The organism is Arthrobacter bambusae (assembly GCF_030812595.1).
Lineage (GTDB): Bacteria > Actinomycetota > Actinomycetes > Actinomycetales > Micrococcaceae > Arthrobacter > Arthrobacter bambusae_B.
On record NZ_JAUSSZ010000006.1, the window covers coordinates 159,552 to 175,586 of the forward strand.

At 64.2% G+C, this 16,035-nt stretch carries 14 protein-coding genes and 1 riboswitch; of the genes, 1 reads left to right on the forward strand and 13 read right to left on the reverse strand.

Annotated features, from left to right (window positions below; translation table 11 throughout):
• Window positions 1–51: 51 nt before the first annotated feature.
• The 10 genes from J2S96_RS10315 to J2S96_RS10360 form a co-directional block, all read right to left on the reverse strand.
• Window positions 52–1,296, reverse strand: coding sequence for a hypothetical protein (locus J2S96_RS10315; protein ID WP_306862669.1), 1,245 nt, complete (start codon window positions 1,294–1,296; stop codon window positions 52–54).
• Between the two features lie 7 nt (window positions 1,297–1,303).
• Window positions 1,304–1,924 carry a nicotinate-nucleotide adenylyltransferase gene (gene nadD / locus J2S96_RS10320; protein WP_370873069.1) on the reverse strand — a complete coding sequence of 207 codons (621 nt, stop codon included), beginning with the start codon at window positions 1,922–1,924 and terminating at the stop codon, window positions 1,304–1,306.
• A gap of 55 nt (window positions 1,925–1,979) precedes the next feature.
• Window positions 1,980–2,213, reverse strand: a complete 234-nt coding sequence (locus J2S96_RS10325; RefSeq protein WP_306862673.1) for a hypothetical protein — start codon at window positions 2,211–2,213, stop codon at window positions 1,980–1,982.
• Window positions 2,214–2,292: 79 nt separating this feature from the next.
• Window positions 2,293–3,663, reverse strand: a complete 1,371-nt coding sequence (locus tag J2S96_RS10330; RefSeq protein ID WP_306862674.1) for a glutamate-5-semialdehyde dehydrogenase — start codon at window positions 3,661–3,663, stop codon at window positions 2,293–2,295.
• Complete coding sequence (gene proB / locus J2S96_RS10335; protein WP_306862676.1) at window positions 3,660–4,850, reverse strand: glutamate 5-kinase; 1,191 nt, start codon at window positions 4,848–4,850, stop codon at window positions 3,660–3,662. Before proB ends, J2S96_RS10330 begins: the two co-directional genes overlap by 4 nt.
• Window positions 4,840–6,429 (reverse strand): GTPase ObgE, encoded by a 1,590-nt coding sequence (obgE, locus tag J2S96_RS10340; RefSeq protein ID WP_306862678.1) that lies wholly within the window; start codon window positions 6,427–6,429, stop codon window positions 4,840–4,842. Before obgE ends, proB begins: the two co-directional genes overlap by 11 nt.
• A gap of 144 nt (window positions 6,430–6,573) precedes the next feature.
• Complete coding sequence (gene rpmA, locus J2S96_RS10345) at window positions 6,574–6,837, reverse strand: 50S ribosomal protein L27 (RefSeq protein ID WP_003803426.1); 264 nt, start codon at window positions 6,835–6,837, stop codon at window positions 6,574–6,576.
• Window positions 6,838–6,897: 60 nt separating this feature from the next.
• Entirely contained in the window at window positions 6,898–7,206 is a 309-nt protein-coding gene (gene rplU, locus J2S96_RS10350) for a 50S ribosomal protein L21 (protein ID WP_234758699.1), read from the reverse strand.
• A gap of 420 nt (window positions 7,207–7,626) precedes the next feature.
• On the reverse strand, window positions 7,627–9,147 hold the full coding sequence (thiD, locus tag J2S96_RS10355) for a bifunctional hydroxymethylpyrimidine kinase/phosphomethylpyrimidine kinase (protein WP_306862681.1): 1,521 nt from the start codon (window positions 9,145–9,147) through the stop codon (window positions 7,627–7,629).
• Window positions 9,139–9,235: riboswitch (TPP riboswitch) on the reverse strand. It overlaps the preceding gene by 9 nt.
• Before the next feature lie 90 nt (window positions 9,236–9,325).
• Entirely contained in the window at window positions 9,326–12,445 is a 3,120-nt protein-coding gene (locus J2S96_RS10360) for an Rne/Rng family ribonuclease (protein ID WP_306862683.1), read from the reverse strand.
• Window positions 12,446–12,914: 469 nt separating this feature from the next.
• Here J2S96_RS10360 and J2S96_RS10365 point away from each other — a divergent pair, with 469 nt between their 5' ends.
• On the forward strand, window positions 12,915–13,658 hold the full coding sequence (locus tag J2S96_RS10365; protein ID WP_306862684.1) for a vitamin K epoxide reductase family protein: 744 nt from the start codon (window positions 12,915–12,917) through the stop codon (window positions 13,656–13,658).
• A gap of 84 nt (window positions 13,659–13,742) precedes the next feature.
• On the opposite strand, the gene ndk is transcribed toward J2S96_RS10365, so the two are convergent.
• From ndk to J2S96_RS10380, 3 genes are read right to left on the reverse strand one after another with little or no spacing between them, the layout of a single operon-like run.
• A complete protein-coding gene (gene ndk / locus J2S96_RS10370) occupies window positions 13,743–14,162 on the reverse strand; it encodes a nucleoside-diphosphate kinase (protein WP_306862686.1) in 420 nt (139 codons plus the stop codon).
• 53 nt (window positions 14,163–14,215) lie between these two features.
• A complete protein-coding gene (locus tag J2S96_RS10375) occupies window positions 14,216–14,668 on the reverse strand; it encodes a DUF4233 domain-containing protein (RefSeq protein WP_306862687.1) in 453 nt (150 codons plus the stop codon).
• Between the two features lie 2 nt (window positions 14,669–14,670).
• On the reverse strand, window positions 14,671–16,032 hold the full coding sequence (locus J2S96_RS10380) for a bifunctional folylpolyglutamate synthase/dihydrofolate synthase (RefSeq protein ID WP_306862689.1): 1,362 nt from the start codon (window positions 16,030–16,032) through the stop codon (window positions 14,671–14,673).
• Window positions 16,033–16,035 lie beyond the last annotated feature (3 nt).

The window sequence follows — 16,035 nt, forward strand, 5'->3', positions numbered from 1 at the left end:
ATGCGGCGTCGAGAATAGACGAAGCCTGTTTGGTGGCAAAAGCCTTAGTGGTCAGCGGGAAAGTCCGCTGGTGATCATGATGATGCCCGCGATCAGGGCGATGGTTCCGATGCCAATGAGTCCCAGGACCAGAAGTCGGGTACGTTGAGCGCGCCCAAGTCCCGCGGTCGCGGCGTCGAGCGGTTCAAGGCCGTAAGCCGAACTCGCCGAAACGGGCGGATGTTCGGCCGCATCGGCGAACGCTTCGCCGTCGGATGCGGAGTTCGACGCCGGGCGTCGGCCCGCCGCTTTCGCCGCGGCCTCGGCGCGCGCCAGTACTCCTGCCCGCCCGCGCAGGCCGCGCGACTTGCCCGACGCCGACTGCCCAGGCTTCAGTTTCGGCGCGGGAGACGTCACAAGAGGAACAAAGGTGGTGCCCGGCGGTTTCATGACGGGACGATCGAGTCCCGGAACCTTCACGAATTCAAGCGGCGTGACCATGGCCAGGTTGCTGGCCACAGAAGGCTCGGCACGGACAGGAGCGGAAGGACGGCTGTTTTGCTCGGCGAGCTTTTGCTTCGCCATTGCCCTCTTGTTGAGGACCGCCTCGCGCTCAGCCTGGGCGATTTGTTCCGCCAAGGCCTCCGGATCTGCTGGCTCAGCATCGGTACCGGAAACCGCGGGTTCGACCGCCGGGACTTTCTGCACAGCCGATTCCATCGCCGCGATGTGCTCAAGCTTGTTGGACTGATTGTTCGCCTGGGCGGCGAGAAGCTCACGGGCCATCAAGGCCTGTTCGACCGTCATTTCCTGGCCCCCTGGAGGAGGGCCTGCCGTAACACGGACACCGCCGCCAGGTGCGACCCCCGGCCGATCCGCGCCGGGCCGCGGCTTCCCGGAACTCTGGGCCGGGACGTTGGAAGTCCGCGGCCCGGATCCTGGTGCCGGAACTACGGGGATTGCCGAGGTGCCCGGGGCAACTTCTTCCTGCAATTGCTGCAGGCGCAGCTGTCGGCGCGTGGGAGGACCGCCACGGGAAAGCTGCTGCTCTTTGTCCGCGAGTTCTTTGATGGCGCGCAGGGCAGCGCGGTCGCGTGCACGCGCCTGCGAAGAACGTTCCGAGGCGGGTTTTGCATCCAGTGGAGCATCGGCAACTCGGCGCACTCGATTGGCCGACGCGCCCCCGGACGCATGGTTGGCGTCCTCGGGGGCACCGGCCGCTGCTCCTGCCGGACTTGCGCCCGTTTCTTCCAGGCGTGCGTCCCGGGCTCGTCGAAGCTCACGCCGGCTAGGGATGGGGGGCTGTTCCTGGCTCATTCGAAACTCACTCGGTACGGGCTTGGTGTTCTGATCCGGTCATAGCATGCAGGGGCTCCCCCATGCCGGGTTTGCCCGAATACAACCTGTATTTGGCGATGTACTGCACAACGCCATCAGGTACGAGGTACCAGACGGGATTGCCTGCACCTACGCGGGCGCGGCAATCGGTCGAAGAAATCGCCATGGCGGGCACTTCCAACAGGCTGACATCTTCCCTGCCCATGCCATCAAGAACATGGCCAGGCCTGGTGACGCCGACAAAATGCGCCAAGGACCAAAGCTCATCGACATCTTTCCAGGACAGGATCTGCGCCAGCGCGTCCGCGCCAGTGATGAAGAACAGGTCCGCATCCGGCCGCTGGTTCCGGAGGTCACGCAGGGTGTCGATGGTGAACGTGGGACCGGGGCGGTCCACGTCCACGCGGCTCACCGTGAAATTGGGATTGGAAGCCGTGGCAATGACCGTCATCAAGTACCGGTGCTCGGCTTCGCTGACCTGCTTGTGCGACTTCTGCCAAGGCTGTCCGGTGGGCACGAAGACCACCTCGTCCAGACGGAACTTGGCAGCAACCTCACTGGCAGCAACCAAGTGGCCGTGGTGGATGGGATCGAACGTCCCGCCCATCACGCCCAAGCGAAGGCGGCGCCCCGTGTCCTCGAAGGGTTTTGCGGCGGAAATGTTAGTGGCCCAACCCTGGGTGCTTGGCGGGGTGCTGGCGGTGCGGATCGGAGTGTTCCTCGACAGGATCGTGGCGGTTGCCGAGGTTCGTGTAGGAAACGGCGATGAACAGCAGGACCAACAGGATGGAGAACATCGTAATGCCGATGACGAAAGGAGGGGCCAACAACGGTGCGGGCGCCTCGGCTTCGCCCCCTTGCGCGAGAATTGAGATGGCGATCTGCTGAAACTGCATTTTCTCCCCTAGCGGTTCAAAGGATTGTCGACGGCGGATCCCCCGCCGTTCAGGACTTCTGTTCTATGTTACAGCGTTGCTAGCCGCGGATCTGGCCTTCGCCCTGCACAATCCACTTCGTGGTGGTCAACTCGGTAAGGCCCATGGGGCCACGCGCGTGGAGCTTCTGGGTGGAGATTCCCACCTCGGCACCCAGCCCGAGCTCGCCGCCGTCGGTGAAACGGGTGGAAGCGTTCACGATGACCGCCGCAGAGTCGATGTCCGCGATGAACTTCTCGGCGTTCGCCAGATTGTTCGTCAGGATGGCCTCGGTGTGCCCCGTGGACCATTTGCGGATGTGCGCGACTGCTTCGTCGAGGTTGTCCACCATGGCAACGGCGAGGTCAAGGTCCATGTATTCCGTGGCCCAATCGACGTCATCGGCGGGGACTGTTTCAACGGAACCGGACAGTGCCGCTTGGATTCTCGAGTCGACGTGCAGGGTGACTCCGGCAGCCCGCAAGGCGGTGGCGACGGCGGGGAGCACTGTGGATTTCGAATGGACCAGGAGGGTTTCCACCGTGTTGCAAACGCTGGGCCGCTGCGTCTTGGCGTTAAGCAGGATGTCGACGGCCATCTGTTCGCTCGCGGACTCGTCGATGAAGATGTGCACATTGCCTTCGCCGGTCTCAATGACGGGCACCGAAGAGTTGTTCACGACAGTCTGGATCAGGTCCCGTCCACCACGGGGAATCAGCACATCCACCCTGCCGCGGGCACGCATCAGGACGTTCGCGCCCTCGCGGCCGAATTGGTCCACGCTCTGGACGGCGTCGGCCGGCAGCCCGACGGATTCCAGCGCATCGCGGAGGATGGTCACAAGTGCCGCGTTGGTGTGGGCAGCAGCCGAGCCGCCGCGCAGGATCACCGCATTGCCGCTCTTCAACGCAAGTCCGGCGATGTCTACCGTGACATTCGGGCGCGCCTCGTAGATTGCCGCGACCACTCCCATGGGTACGTTGACCTGGCGGAGGCGCAGTCCGTTAGGGAGGGTCTGGCCGCGGACCACGTTGCCCACGGGATCCGGCAGGCCCGCCAGGTTTTCGAGGGCTGCCACAAGGCCGTTGATGCGTGCAGGACTCAGTGTCAGGCGATCCAACATGGCGGCCGAAGTTCCGTTGTTGCGGCCAGACTCGACATCCTTGGCGTTTGCCGCGAGGATCGACGCCTGCTGTTCCAGGAGGGCGGAACCAATGGCGTGGAGCGCACGGTCCTTCCAGGCACGGTTCGCCTGGGCCACGCGCCGCGCGGCCTCCCGCGAACGGTCCGCAATCGAATATACGGCCGCTTCCAGTTGCTCGAGGGTGAGCGGCGCAGTTCCTGACTCCGGAGTTTCCGGCGCCTGGGCGGCATTGCCGGAAGCCAGCACGTCAGTCATCACAGGAGAATCGGGGGTCAGGGCCTCAGTCATTCTCCAAGTTTAGTGGAGCGGGGCTGCTGGACCAGCACGAGGTCGTCAACATGAACAACGACGCGGTCATATCCGCGGCCAAGGTCCTTCGCGAGCTCCTTGGTTGACCGGCCCAGCATGCGGGGAAGCTCTTCCGCGGAGTAGTTCACCAGTCCCCTGGCAATCACGGTACCCTCGCCGGAAACCATCTCCACGGGATCGCCCGGCTCGAAGTCTCCCTGTACCGACGAAATTCCGGCAGGCAGGAGCGAAGTATGGCGGTCGCGCACGGCCTTGACGGCGCCGTCGTCGAGCACCAAACTGCCCCGAACCGAAGCGAGGTGCGCCAGCCACAACAGGCGGACGGGCTTGCGGTTGCCGTTGATGGCAAACCACGTGCCCACGTCCGCGCCCGATAGTGCGGCGGCTGCATTGGCTGTAGACGTCACGAGGGCGTGGATGCCGGAGCCCGCGGCGATCGACGCCGCCTCTACCTTGGTGGTCATGCCCCCGGTACCGACGCCCGCCTTCCCGGCCTTGCCGATGGTCACCCCGACGAGCTCGGCGGGACCGGTGACGAGCGGAATGCGCTTGGCACCCAACGACGGCGGCCCGTCATACAGGGCGTCGACGTCGGACAGGAGGACCAGCGCATCGGCCCGCACAAGGTGTGCCACCAAAGCGGCCAACCGGTCGTTGTCACCGAAGCGGATTTCGTGCGTTGCCACGGTGTCGTTTTCGTTCACGACCGGCACGACGCCGAGGTTCAGCAAACGGTCCAGCGCCCGGTACGCGTTGCTGTGCTGCGTGCGACGCATCAAGTCATCCGCTGTCAACAGGACCTGGCTCACCGTAACGCCGTGCGCAGCAAACGCCTGCGAATAGCGCGCCATCAAGAGCCCTTGGCCCACACTGGCCGCTGCCTGCTGTGTGGCGAGGTCTTTGGGACGCTTGGCGAGGCCCAGCGGCGCGAGACCCGCAGCAATGGCACCGGACGAGACCAGGATGATCTCCGTCCCGGAATTGCGCTTCTCAGCCAGGGCGTGGACGAGAGCCGTCAGCGCTTTCTCCGAGATCCCGCCTTTGATGCTGGTCAGCGAGGACGAACCGACCTTGACCACGATCCGCTTGGCGCCGGCGAGTGCCTGGCGTTCGGCGGCGTCGTCGCCTTCGGTGACTTCCGCGGTGCGGGCCGTGCTAGTCGTCATTTCCGGCTTCCAGGCCGCTTTCCTTCAGGGGTTGGGCTGCCCGACGGCGGCTGACGGACTCGGTCCAGATGCCTGCCTTCCGCTCGGCTTCGAGCTCGGCGCGTGCCGCGGCCTTGGCTTCGCGGCGTTCGATCTGCTCCTCGCGCTTCTGCGAACGGGTGGGACGGTCGCCGATATCGGCCACCCGGATGTCCGTGCCTCGCGGCGTCGCCAGGAGCTCGGCGCCTGCCATCATGGTGGGCTCCCAGTCGAACACGACCCCGTCTTCTCCGCCGATCACCACGGTGTCGCCCGGCACGGCACCCATCTTGAACAACTCGGTTTCAATGCCCAGCTTGGCAAGGCGATCGGCCAGATAGCCAATGGCTTCTTCATTGGTGAAGTCGGTCTGCTTGACCCAGCGGACAGGCTTTTCCCCGAGCACCCGGAAGAGCGGCTCGAGGTTCTTCTCCTCGCGGCGGATCGTGAAGCCGGACTCGTTGACGGCCCGGGGACGCAAGACAGGCGCTGCGACTTTGGGAGGCGCAATCTCGATCGCCTTGCGGGCGTCCTGGACGATTTCGGCCATGGCGAAGCTCAATGGCCGCAGCCCTTCGTGGCTTGTGGCAGAGACTTCGAAAACGCGGTAGCCGCGCTGTTCGAGTTCGGGGCGGACGAACTCGGCCATATCCCGACCGTCAGGCAGGTCCACCTTGTTCAGGACAACTAGCTTGGGGCGTTCGTTCAGGGGAACAACTTCGCCGTCAACACCCGCGTAGCTCATGTCCACGGCGTATCTGTCCAGCTCTTGTTCGATGATCGCGAGATCGGAAAGCGGGTCCCTGTCCGCCTCCAAGGTTCCACAGTCCAATACGTGCACCAGTGCGGCGCAACGCTCTACGTGGCGCAGGAAGTTGTGGCCCAGGCCCTTGCCTTCGCTCGCTCCTTCAATCAGCCCAGGAACGTCGGCAATAGTGAACCGGACGTCACCGGCCTGGACCACGCCGAGGTTCGGGACCAGGGTGGTAAAGGGGTAGTCAGCGATCTTCGGCCGCGCTGCGGACATCGCCGCGACAAGGCTGGACTTGCCGGCGGACGGGAAGCCAACCAGCGCGATGTCCGCAATGGACTTCAATTCCAGGACGATGTCGCTGGAGTCGCCTTCAATGCCGAGGAGGGCGAAACCCGGCGCCTTGCGCTTCTGCGAGGACAGCGCAGCGTTACCAAGGCCGCCCAGCCCGCCCGCAGCGGCGACGAACTCGGTGCCTTCACCGACGAGGTCGGCAAGGACTACGCCGTCCTTGGTCTTGACCACGGTGCCGTCCGGGACGGGAAGCACAAGGGTTTCACCGTTCTTGCCGCCCCGCCAGTCGCCCATGCCGGGCCCGCCGTTGGTTGCGTGGCGGTGCGGTGCGTGGTGGTAATCAAGCAAAGTGGTGGTCTGGGAATCGACGCGCAGGATCACGTCGCCGCCATTGCCGCCGTTGCCGCCGTCGGGTCCGCCGAGGGGCTTGAACTTCTCGCGCTTGACAGAGACACAGCCGTGGCCGCCTGTTCCGCCGGATACGTGAAGTACTACCCGGTCTACGAAGGTCGCCACGTGTTTCTCCTCTAAGTGGAAATTACTGCTTGGAATGCGTATTGCCGGCTGATCTGCCGGCGCCCGCCCTAGTAAATTCTAGTGCGGTTAAAAAGACGGGTGGAGCGGGCCATACGGCCCGCTCCACCCGTTTAGAACGTGTTATTACTCTGCAGCTGCAGCAGCAACGATGTTCACGACGCGGCGGCCACGGCGAGTACCGAACTCAACCGCACCTGCCTGAAGGGCGAACAGGGTGTCGTCGCCACCGCGGCCGACGCCGGCGCCCGGGTGGAAGTGGGTGCCGCGCTGGCGGACGATGATCTCGCCTGCGGAAACGACCTGGCCGCCGAAGCGCTTTACGCCGAGGTACTGGGCGTTGGAGTCACGACCGTTGCGAGTGGAGCTCGCGCCTTTTTTATGTGCCATTTGAAATGCCTGCCTTTAAATTCTGGGGAATCTGTTGAAAACCTGAACAGCAACCAGTGGTTACTTGATACCGGTGATCTTGATCTTGGTCAGTTCTTGACGGTGACCCTGGCGCTTCTTGTAGCCGGTCTTGTTCTTGAACTTCTGGATGACGATCTTCGGACCACGGAGGTCTTCGAGGATCTCGGCCGTAACCTTGACCTTGGCCAGATCCGCAGCAGCGGAGGTGACCTTGTCGCCGTCCACCAGGAGCAGTGCGGGCAGCTCAAGGGTGCTGCCGGCTTCACCGGGGACGCGGTTCAGGGTTACGTAGTCTCCAACGGAAACCTTTTCTTGGCGGCCGCCTGCGCGGACAATCGCGTACACCACTTGGGCACTCACTTCTCTCGACGTTTATAACTAAATTTGCGTGCGGAACCCCGACCCGAAAACGGGCCTGGTTCACGCTGTGCCTCAACGCCGTGGACTCCGGTACGGAATCCATGAGTCATCCCTCGAACAAATCCAGATGGAAAATCAGTTCCACATGAAAGGTTCCTAGGGGCATAACCCAAGTGTTGGCGTAAGCACCGAAGATCTAGATTACGCTAGTTTCGCCTTCGGCTGCAAATGAGGCCAAGCCCGGAGGCTGCCACGTGATGGCCGCCACAGACTGGCGATGCCGCCATCCGGTACCGTGCCCGTCTACCTTACCGTGCGGACGAGGAAAAGCCCGGTTCACCGCTCCGACACGCTGCTGCGTCCGCAGAAACAGCACTGTCTCCGGCCTTTCCGCGATAGGCGGCGGGCTCAGGCGTGCAGGCGTGGAGCATCGAAGAACGCCGTTTCATAGCGGCAGGATTGCGTGAACGCCTCCATCATCGCCTCGCGGTCCGCGGGGGTTGCAGCCTGTGCGGCGGCATCCGTGATGTCGATCGCCGTGCGGGTGGCCTCGGCAAATGCCTCGTCCGCGTACGTGCGCAGCCAGTCCGCATATGGGTGCTCGTCAGAGGCTCCCGACTCGACATAGCCGCGGTGGAGCCGCTGTCCCACCTCGGCGTACAACCAGTAGCAGGGCAATACGGCCGCCACCAGCATGGCGTAGCTGCCCGACGCCGACGCCGCGAGCAAATGGTCCACGTAGGCCTTGGTCACGGGGCCGAGCTCCCCGCTCGCCTGGCGCCCACTGAGCCAATTCCGATGCAATTCGGATTCGACTTCAAGGCATACCTGCGAGCTACGGGCCCAGAAGAGCTGTTCGGGTTCGCTGGGGGCGAGCGCGCTTGCCCGGGCCAGGACGCGGGAATAGCCGTTGAGGTACATGGCATCCTGCGACAGGTAGTAGCTGAACTGCGATTCGCTCAGGCCGCCGGACTGCAGATGTTGGATGAAGTCAAGGCCATAAATCGCGGCAAGTTCCGTTTGGGCGGCTTCCCACATCCGTACGGCAAAGTCCCCCGGCTCAAGGGCTTGCTGGAACGCGTGGAAATGATGGATCGGCCCGTTGCCCTTCCCCACTTCGAGGACCTCGGACTGGTTTAGGGCCTCCTGGAGCCAAGGCTTGACTACACGCAGGGCAGACTCCCAGTCGCCGAGCCGCGCCTTGGCCGTGGCCATCGCCGACGACAGGGAACATCCTGTGCCATGACTATTGCGGGTCTCCACCCGTTGGCCGGCGAATTCCACCACGTCCTGGCTCAGGACTCCCCCGGTGTTGACGAGGGCATCCGGGCATCCGGCTCCCTGCAGATGGCCGCCCTTCACCAGGACGGTATTTCCACAGGCAGCAGCCAGGCGTTTGCCTTGTTCCAGCGCCGATACCCAATCAGTGGCAACAGGCTCGCCAAGCAGCATGGCCAATTCAGGAAGGTTGGGGGTCACCAGGTCAGCGAGGGGCAGGAGTTCCCGGAGCGCGGTTTCGGCGGACTCCGCAAGCAGCCGGTCACCACTGGTGGCGATCATCACCGGATCCAGCACGACGACGGCGGGCCGCGCCGCCCCCAGCCAGCGTCGCACTTCGTCGATGACCGCGGCGTCCCCGAGCATGCCGATTTTGACGGCATCAACCGTGATGTCCTCGCTGATGGCATCCAATTGCTGCCGAAGGAACTCCACGGGAGGCACATGGACGGCAGTGACACCCTGCGTGTTTTGCACCGTGAGCGCAGTAATGACGGCCATGCCGTAGCCGCCATTGGCCGCAATGCTCTTGAGGTCTGCCTGGATCCCTGCACCACCCGAAGGGTCCGAGCCGGCAATGCTGAGGACCCTGGGGATAGGGCGTTTGATGGTTTTGAGCGGGTAGACGGCTGATTGGGCCGGAACAGTCATGCGAGACATCCCTTCGCCGGTGCTAACCGGACAGGTTCAACGGGTCTGGTCTCAGCCGGCTTGGTGCGCGGCACCCCGTGTCAATCCTCTAGCTTAACCCGGATAACACCTCGGCCGCCGAAGCCCCGGCGGTTTCCACAGAAGGGGAACGGCCGGGGCTTCGGACAGGGTACGGCGCTTAGAGTTCGGACTTGGGTACGCCGACTCCGAGGATGATCGGTTCCGCTGCCGCCGTCGACTTGGCCGGAGCAGCTTCCGGAGCCTTGGCCTCGTGCGCGGCCCCGCCGGAAGCAGCCACGGCAACCTCGTGGTGCTCCACGTCGGTGGCGTTGGCGGCACCCTGGGCCCGGCTGGCGCTACGGTTGCGGCGGCCGCGGCGTCCACGCGAGCCCGATTGCTGGGCTTCCCCGCTTGCAGCGGCCGCAGGGGCCTCTGCGGCCGTGTCCCGGGATTCCGTTGCTGTCGGCGCGGTGTCCGGAGCCTCTCCGAGTCCCGCGAACGCCTGGGCCAAGAGATCCAGGCTCATGGCAGGAGCGCCACTTGCCGGCTCCTCCTCGTGCTGAACGAACGGCAACGCAACTTCCTCGCCGCCGAATCGCAGGACAGGCTTCGAACGTCCCTCGCCCGTCGAAGCCGCTGCAGGAGCCTGGACCGGTGCCGAGGGGGCCTGGACCGGGGCTGCTTCCGCTGCATGCCCGTCGGCGAGCAATTCCGCGGCGTGGTGGAGCTCGTCGTCGTGCAGGTGGGCAGCGTGGGCTGCGGCGGCGATGGTGGCAAGGGCGGCGCGGGTGGCTGCCTGGCGGTTCGGATCAGCGGACTCCACGGAGTGGACCGGTACGGAAGGGGTGATCGGGAGTTCGGGAGTCCCCTGGCCCGCCCCCCTGCCGCGGCGGCGCTTGCGCTGCTCCGGGCGGACGGTCGGCTGTGCCTCCGTGCGCGGGTGGTGGTGCTCGGCGGCCACCACGTTGGCCCGACGGTGCTCCACAGGCTCGTCGTGCGTGACGACACCGCGCCCTGCGCACGTTTCGCACTGCTCACCGAAGACCTCAAGCAGGCCGGTGCCCATGCGCTTGCGGGTCATCTGGACCAATCCAAGCGATGTCACTTCGGCGACCTGGTGCTTGGTGCGGTCCCGGCCGAGGCACTCGACCAAGCGGCGCAACACGAGATCGCGGTTGGATTCCAGGACCATGTCGATGAAGTCGATGACGATGATTCCGCCGATGTCGCGCAAGCGAAGCTGACGCACCACTTCCTCGGCAGCCTCGAGGTTGTTCTTGGTGACGGTTTCCTCGAGGTTGCCACCGCTGCCGGTGAACTTCCCGGTGTTCACGTCAACAACGGTCATGGCCTCGGTGCGGTCGATCACGAGCGAACCACCCGAGGGCAGGAAGACCTTGCGCTCCAATGCCTTATGGATCTGTTCGTCAACGCGCCAGGCCGCGAAGATGTCCCGATCGGAGGTCCACTTTTCGAGGCGTCCCACCAAGTCCGGCGCCACGTAGGTGACGTAGGCCTCAATGGTGTCCCAGGCCTCATCGCCGGAGACGATGAGCTTGGAGAAGTCCTCGTTGAAGACGTCGCGGACAACCTTGATGGTGAGGTCCGGTTCGCCGTACAGCAGCTCCGGGGCCAGGATCTTGGTGGACGTCGACTGGCTTTCGATGCCTTCCCACTGCGCACGCAAGCGGTTGATATCGTGGGTCAGCTCCTCCTCGGAAGCACCTTCGGCGGCCGTGCGGACAATGACGCCGGCGTTCTCGGGGAGGCGATCCTTGAGGATCTTCTTCAGACGGTTGCGCTCGACGTCGGGCAGCTTGCGGGAAATACCGGTCATCGAACCACCGGGCACGTACACAAGGTAACGGCCGGGAAGCGAGATCTGGCTTGTGAGGCGCGCGCCCTTGTGGCCCACGGGATCCTTGGTGACCTGGACCAGCACGGAATCGCCTGATTTCAGGGCGTTTTCGATGCGGCGCGGCTTGCCTTCCAAGGTCACGGCATCCCAATTGACTTCGCCGGCGTACAGCACGGCGTTGCGGCCGCGTCCGATGTCGACGAAGGCAGCTTCCATCGACGGCAGCACGTTCTGGACCTTGCCCAGGTAGACGTTGCCGATCAGGGAGTCCTGCTGTGTCTTGGACACGAAGTGCTCTGCGAGCACGCCGTCTTCCAGGACACCGATCTGGATCCTGTCGTCGCGCTGGCGAACGATCATCTGGCGGTCAACCGATTCGCGGCGAGCCAGGAATTCGGCCTCGGTGATGACCTGGCGGCGGCGGCCGGTCTCGCGGGACTCACGGCGGCGCTGCTTCTTCGCCTCAAGGCGAGTGGAGCCCTTGACGCTCGTGACGCGGTCCGGGCCGCTGGTGGCCTCAACGTGTGCGCGGGGAGCACGGACACGGGTGACGGTGTTGGGCGGATCGTCGTCGCCACCACCCGTCAACTCCAGGTCCTGATCGCCACGGCGACGGCGCCGACGACGGCGGGAAGTCACACCTTCTTCGAGCGCTTCCTCGGTTCCGGCTTCTGCCTCGTCCTCGGACTCCTTGGAGGTTTCTTCTCCCGCGGCTTCATCACGCTCAGTGCCCCGGCGACCACGACGCCCACGGCTGCGACGCCGACGGCGGCTGCCTGCTTCGTCCAGTTCGTTGTCCTCGGAACCTTCTTCAGCCACAGCCCGGGATTCTTCTTCGACGACGGCCGGCCTGGCAACTGCACTCAAGTCCGGCGCCTGGAAGATCATTGACGTAACGGACGCTGGCTCCAGGAACAGCGAAGCGATCGGACTTGCAGCTTCCGCCTCGACGGCCTGTGCCTCGGTGGATTCCTCGGGCGCAACCTCAGCGGACGGTACCTCGGGCGCAACATCGGCAGCGGGCGCTTCAACCGCGGTCTCGTCGGCAACGGGCTCGGGGCTCTTGGCCTTCGTCGTGCGACGGCGGCGAACCGGCTTTTCGGGTGCAGCTTCGGCTTCTGCCGCGATTTCAGTTCCGACGACGGGAACCTCGGGCGCGTCGCCACCTTCCGGGGACGCTTCTTCAGTGAAACCCGGCAGCGTCTCGGGAGTTTCGACCTTCTTTCGAGCCCTGGTGCGCCGGACAGGAGCCTTCGGCGCTTCGATGTCCGTCTCTTCAGCGAGCGACTCGGCGGCGGGAGCTCCGGCGTCGGGGGTCTCATCCGCTACAACCGTCTTCGGTGCCGCCTTGCGGCGGGTGCGGGTAGCCTTTTTCGGTGCTTCAGTAGTCTCGGTTGATGCCGCATCTTCTGCGGCGGCTACAACTTGCTCATTATCCATATGTGGCAACACTCCTGCCCTTGCGCAACCGCCACATCCGGTGCCCAGAGGGGCAATATTGTCAAAACCCGCAGGCGTTGACAGAAGTCAGTAGTATTCTTTCCGGTTCGCACCAGCATGGGGGTGCGGCATCCTCGGAAAGCCGGCTTCGCTCCAAACCCGTTGTTCTAATGCCACAACCAGGTGCCGTCCATTGTCACTGCGGCCCTGCCGGGGATCATTGGATCCTGGGCATGCCCTGCATATGACTGGCGGTCTTGGGAACAAGATACCGGACCGGATTCCGCATGTGGATCGGCTTCCGGCCATGTTCATTCTCTCACACGCCTGCACTCCCGGCAGGAAGCACACCCCGAAAGCTTCCGTGCCGCCGCCCTCGCTGGAAGCGTCCTTCAGCCGCCGCGGCTAGAATCCTCCCAAGAGCAGTCCCCGGCCGCGCGCCGGGCCATCCAGAAAAGGACAGCCAACCATGCCGAGCCCCGCCAGCCCGAACCTGGCCAACAACGATGCCCGATCGCCCCGGCAGGAGAAGACCAGCCAGGAGAAGACCGGCCAGGAGAAGACCGGACAGGAGAAGACCGGCAAAGATCCCTACCGGGAAACCGCCGCCGAGCTGTCCATGCCCCGCATGGTCCGCGACCGCCCCTTTGCGTGGCTCCTGCTCGCCACCGGCGCCATTGCGTGGCTGGCTTCCGGTGCGCTCGTGCTTGAAAAGCTGCAGGTCCTCATCGACCCTAACCACATAACGGCTTGCGACCTCAATCCGTGGGTGTCCTGCGGCAGCGTCATGAAGACACCGCAGAGTTCGGTATTCGGATTTCCCAACATGTTCATCGGCATCGTTGCCTTCGCCGTGATCATCACCACCGCGATGGCGATCTTTGCGGGGGCGAAATTCGCCCGCTGGTACTGGATCGGGCTGCAGACGGGCGTCACGCTGGGCTTCATCTTCATCGTGTGGCTATGGTCCCAGGCACTGTATGCCATCCACATCCTGTGCCCGTTCTGCATGGTGGTGTGGGCCTGCATGATCCCGCTCTTCGTCTTCGTGACCATCAGGAACGTAGTGCATGGGGTCATTCCGGCGCCCGCAGGCCTGGCCAAGCTTCTGGGCGAATCCGGCTGGATCATTACCGCGCTGCTCTACGTCGGCGTGATCGCGAGCATTTTCTTTGCCTTCATCAACGTCTTCATCGGGACGTCGGGTTACTGAGCACTTATCCCTTAACTGACGCGGGGTCACTTACGGCCCATTCCGGACGTCCGGATGGACCGTAAGTGACCCCGCGTTGTTCGTTTACGCGCCGAACCAGATCTTGATCTCGCGCTCGGCGGAATCCACCGAGTCGGAACCGTGGACCAGGTTCTGCTGCACCGCCACGCCCCAGTCACGGCCGAAGTCGCCGCGGATGGTGCCCGGCGCGGCCGTCGTCGGGTCCGTGGTTCCCGCAAGGGAACGGAACCCTTCGATCACGCGGTTGCCCTCGAAGATGGCAGCGACAACGGGACCGCTGAGCATGAACTCGACGAGCGGCTCGTAGAACGGCTTGCCCAGGTGCTCTTCGTAGTGCTGCTCCAGCAGTTCGCGGGTGGCGTTGACCTTCTTCAATTCCACGAGGGAATATCCCTTGGACTCGATGCGGGCGAGGATGCTGCCGCTCAAGTTGCGGGCGACGCCGTCGGGCTTGATCAGTACAAGGGTGCGCTCAATGCTCACGGTTGCTCCAATGTTGAGTGTGTGGGTTTCCCAGCCAGTTTACGGGGTTTCGCTCAGGCGGACTGCCCGGCGGAGTCTTCCCCGTGCGCCGCGTCCCATTCGGCTTGCTCACGATCCCGCTGGGCGTTCTCGCGGTCGATCCTCATGCCTGCACGGATGCCGTACCACCAGCAGGCCGCGAAGAGGACTCCCACCACAAACATGGTGGGTTCTACGAAGCCGGACAGAACCAGCACCAGCTGCATGACCCAGCCGATGCCGATGCCCCACGGCTTGCTGAGCACGGCACAGGCCAGTACCAGCACGACGCTCAGTCCAATGCCGAAGGTCAGTATGAGCGCCGGCTGCACCTCTCCGCGCTTCAGTCCGAAGACAGCCAAGGTGGCAAAGAAGGCGACGAAGGCCTCTAGGAGCAGCACGGTCGAAGCGAACATCACCTTCGTGGAGCGGCGCTTCTTGGGCATCCCGGGCCGCCATTCGCGCTGGGCCTTGGTGAGTTTGACCATGGTCAGGAACCTGCCTTCCCAAGGAGCATGCGGGCTTCGGCCACCACGGTGATGGAACCTGTGACAAGTACTCCGCCAGCCAGGTCATCGTTGGCTTCGGCGCGTTCGACGGCCCACTCGATCGCGTCATCCAGCTTCTCGGCAATGTGGACGTTGTCCGCACCAAAGCCAAGGTCGACGGCGAGATCGGCCAGTTGCGCTGCAGGGATGGCCCTCGGTGAGCTGGACTGCGTGAAGCAGAACTCCTCTGCCAGTCCGCCCAGGGATTCCTTGAGCTGCCGCAGGATTTCTTCCGCGTCCTTTTCCTTCAGGACGCCGAGGACCACCACCAGCTTGCTGAAGGTAAAAGCCTCTTCGATTGCCTCAGCCGAGACACGGATGCCTTCAGGGTTGTGGGCGGCATCAACGATGATCGTGGGAGCGGTGCGCACCACCTCGAGGCGGCCGGGCGAGGTGACGTTGCCGAAGGCCTCGCGCACGAGGTCGCCGTCGAGCTCTTTTTCACCTCCACCGAAGAAAGCCTCCAGGGCAGCAAGGGCGACTGCCGCGTTCTCGGCCTGGTGGGCGCCGTGCAAGGGCAGCAGCACGTCCTCGTAGCGGCCCGCGAGTCCCTGGATGGTCAGCACTTGGCCTCCGACGGCCACGCTGCGGGATTCGACGCCGAATTCGACCCCTTCGAAGCGGAACGGCACGCCTACTTCGCGCGCCTTCTCCAGGAGCACCTGTGCGGCGTCCACCGGCTGGGCCGCGCTGATCAGGAAGCCGCCGGGCTTGATGATTCCGGCCTTCTCATGGGCGATGTCCTCAGTGGTGTCGCCGAGGTGGTCCGTGTGGTCAAGCGAGATCGGCGTCACCACGGAGACCTGTCCGTCACCTACGTTCGTGGCATCGGTAATGCCGCCCAGGCCTACCTCAATGACCGCTACATTGACGGGCTGGTCCGCGAAGATGGCGAAGCCGAGGATGGTGAGGCACTCGAAGTACGTGAGGCGGGGCTGCCCTTCGGCCTCGAGTTCCTTGTCCACGATCTCCAGGTACGGACGGATCTCGTCCCAGATCCGGACAAAGGTCTCGTCCGAAACCGGCTCGCCGTCAATGCTGATGCGCTCGGTGACCTTCGAAAGGTGCGGACTCGTGTAGCGTCCGGTGCTCAAGCCGTGGGCGCGAAGCCCCTCCTCGATCATGCGGGCGGTGGATGTCTTGCCGTTGGTGCCCGTGATGTGGATGATCGGGAAGGCCTTGTTGGGCTCCCCCAGCACGTCCATGGCCCGGTACAGGGGCGCAAGCCGCGGCTCCATTTTGTTTTCCGGGGCGCGGCCCAGAAGTTCGGCGTAGACGCTTTCTACGGAGAATTCGTCGCTCATGTA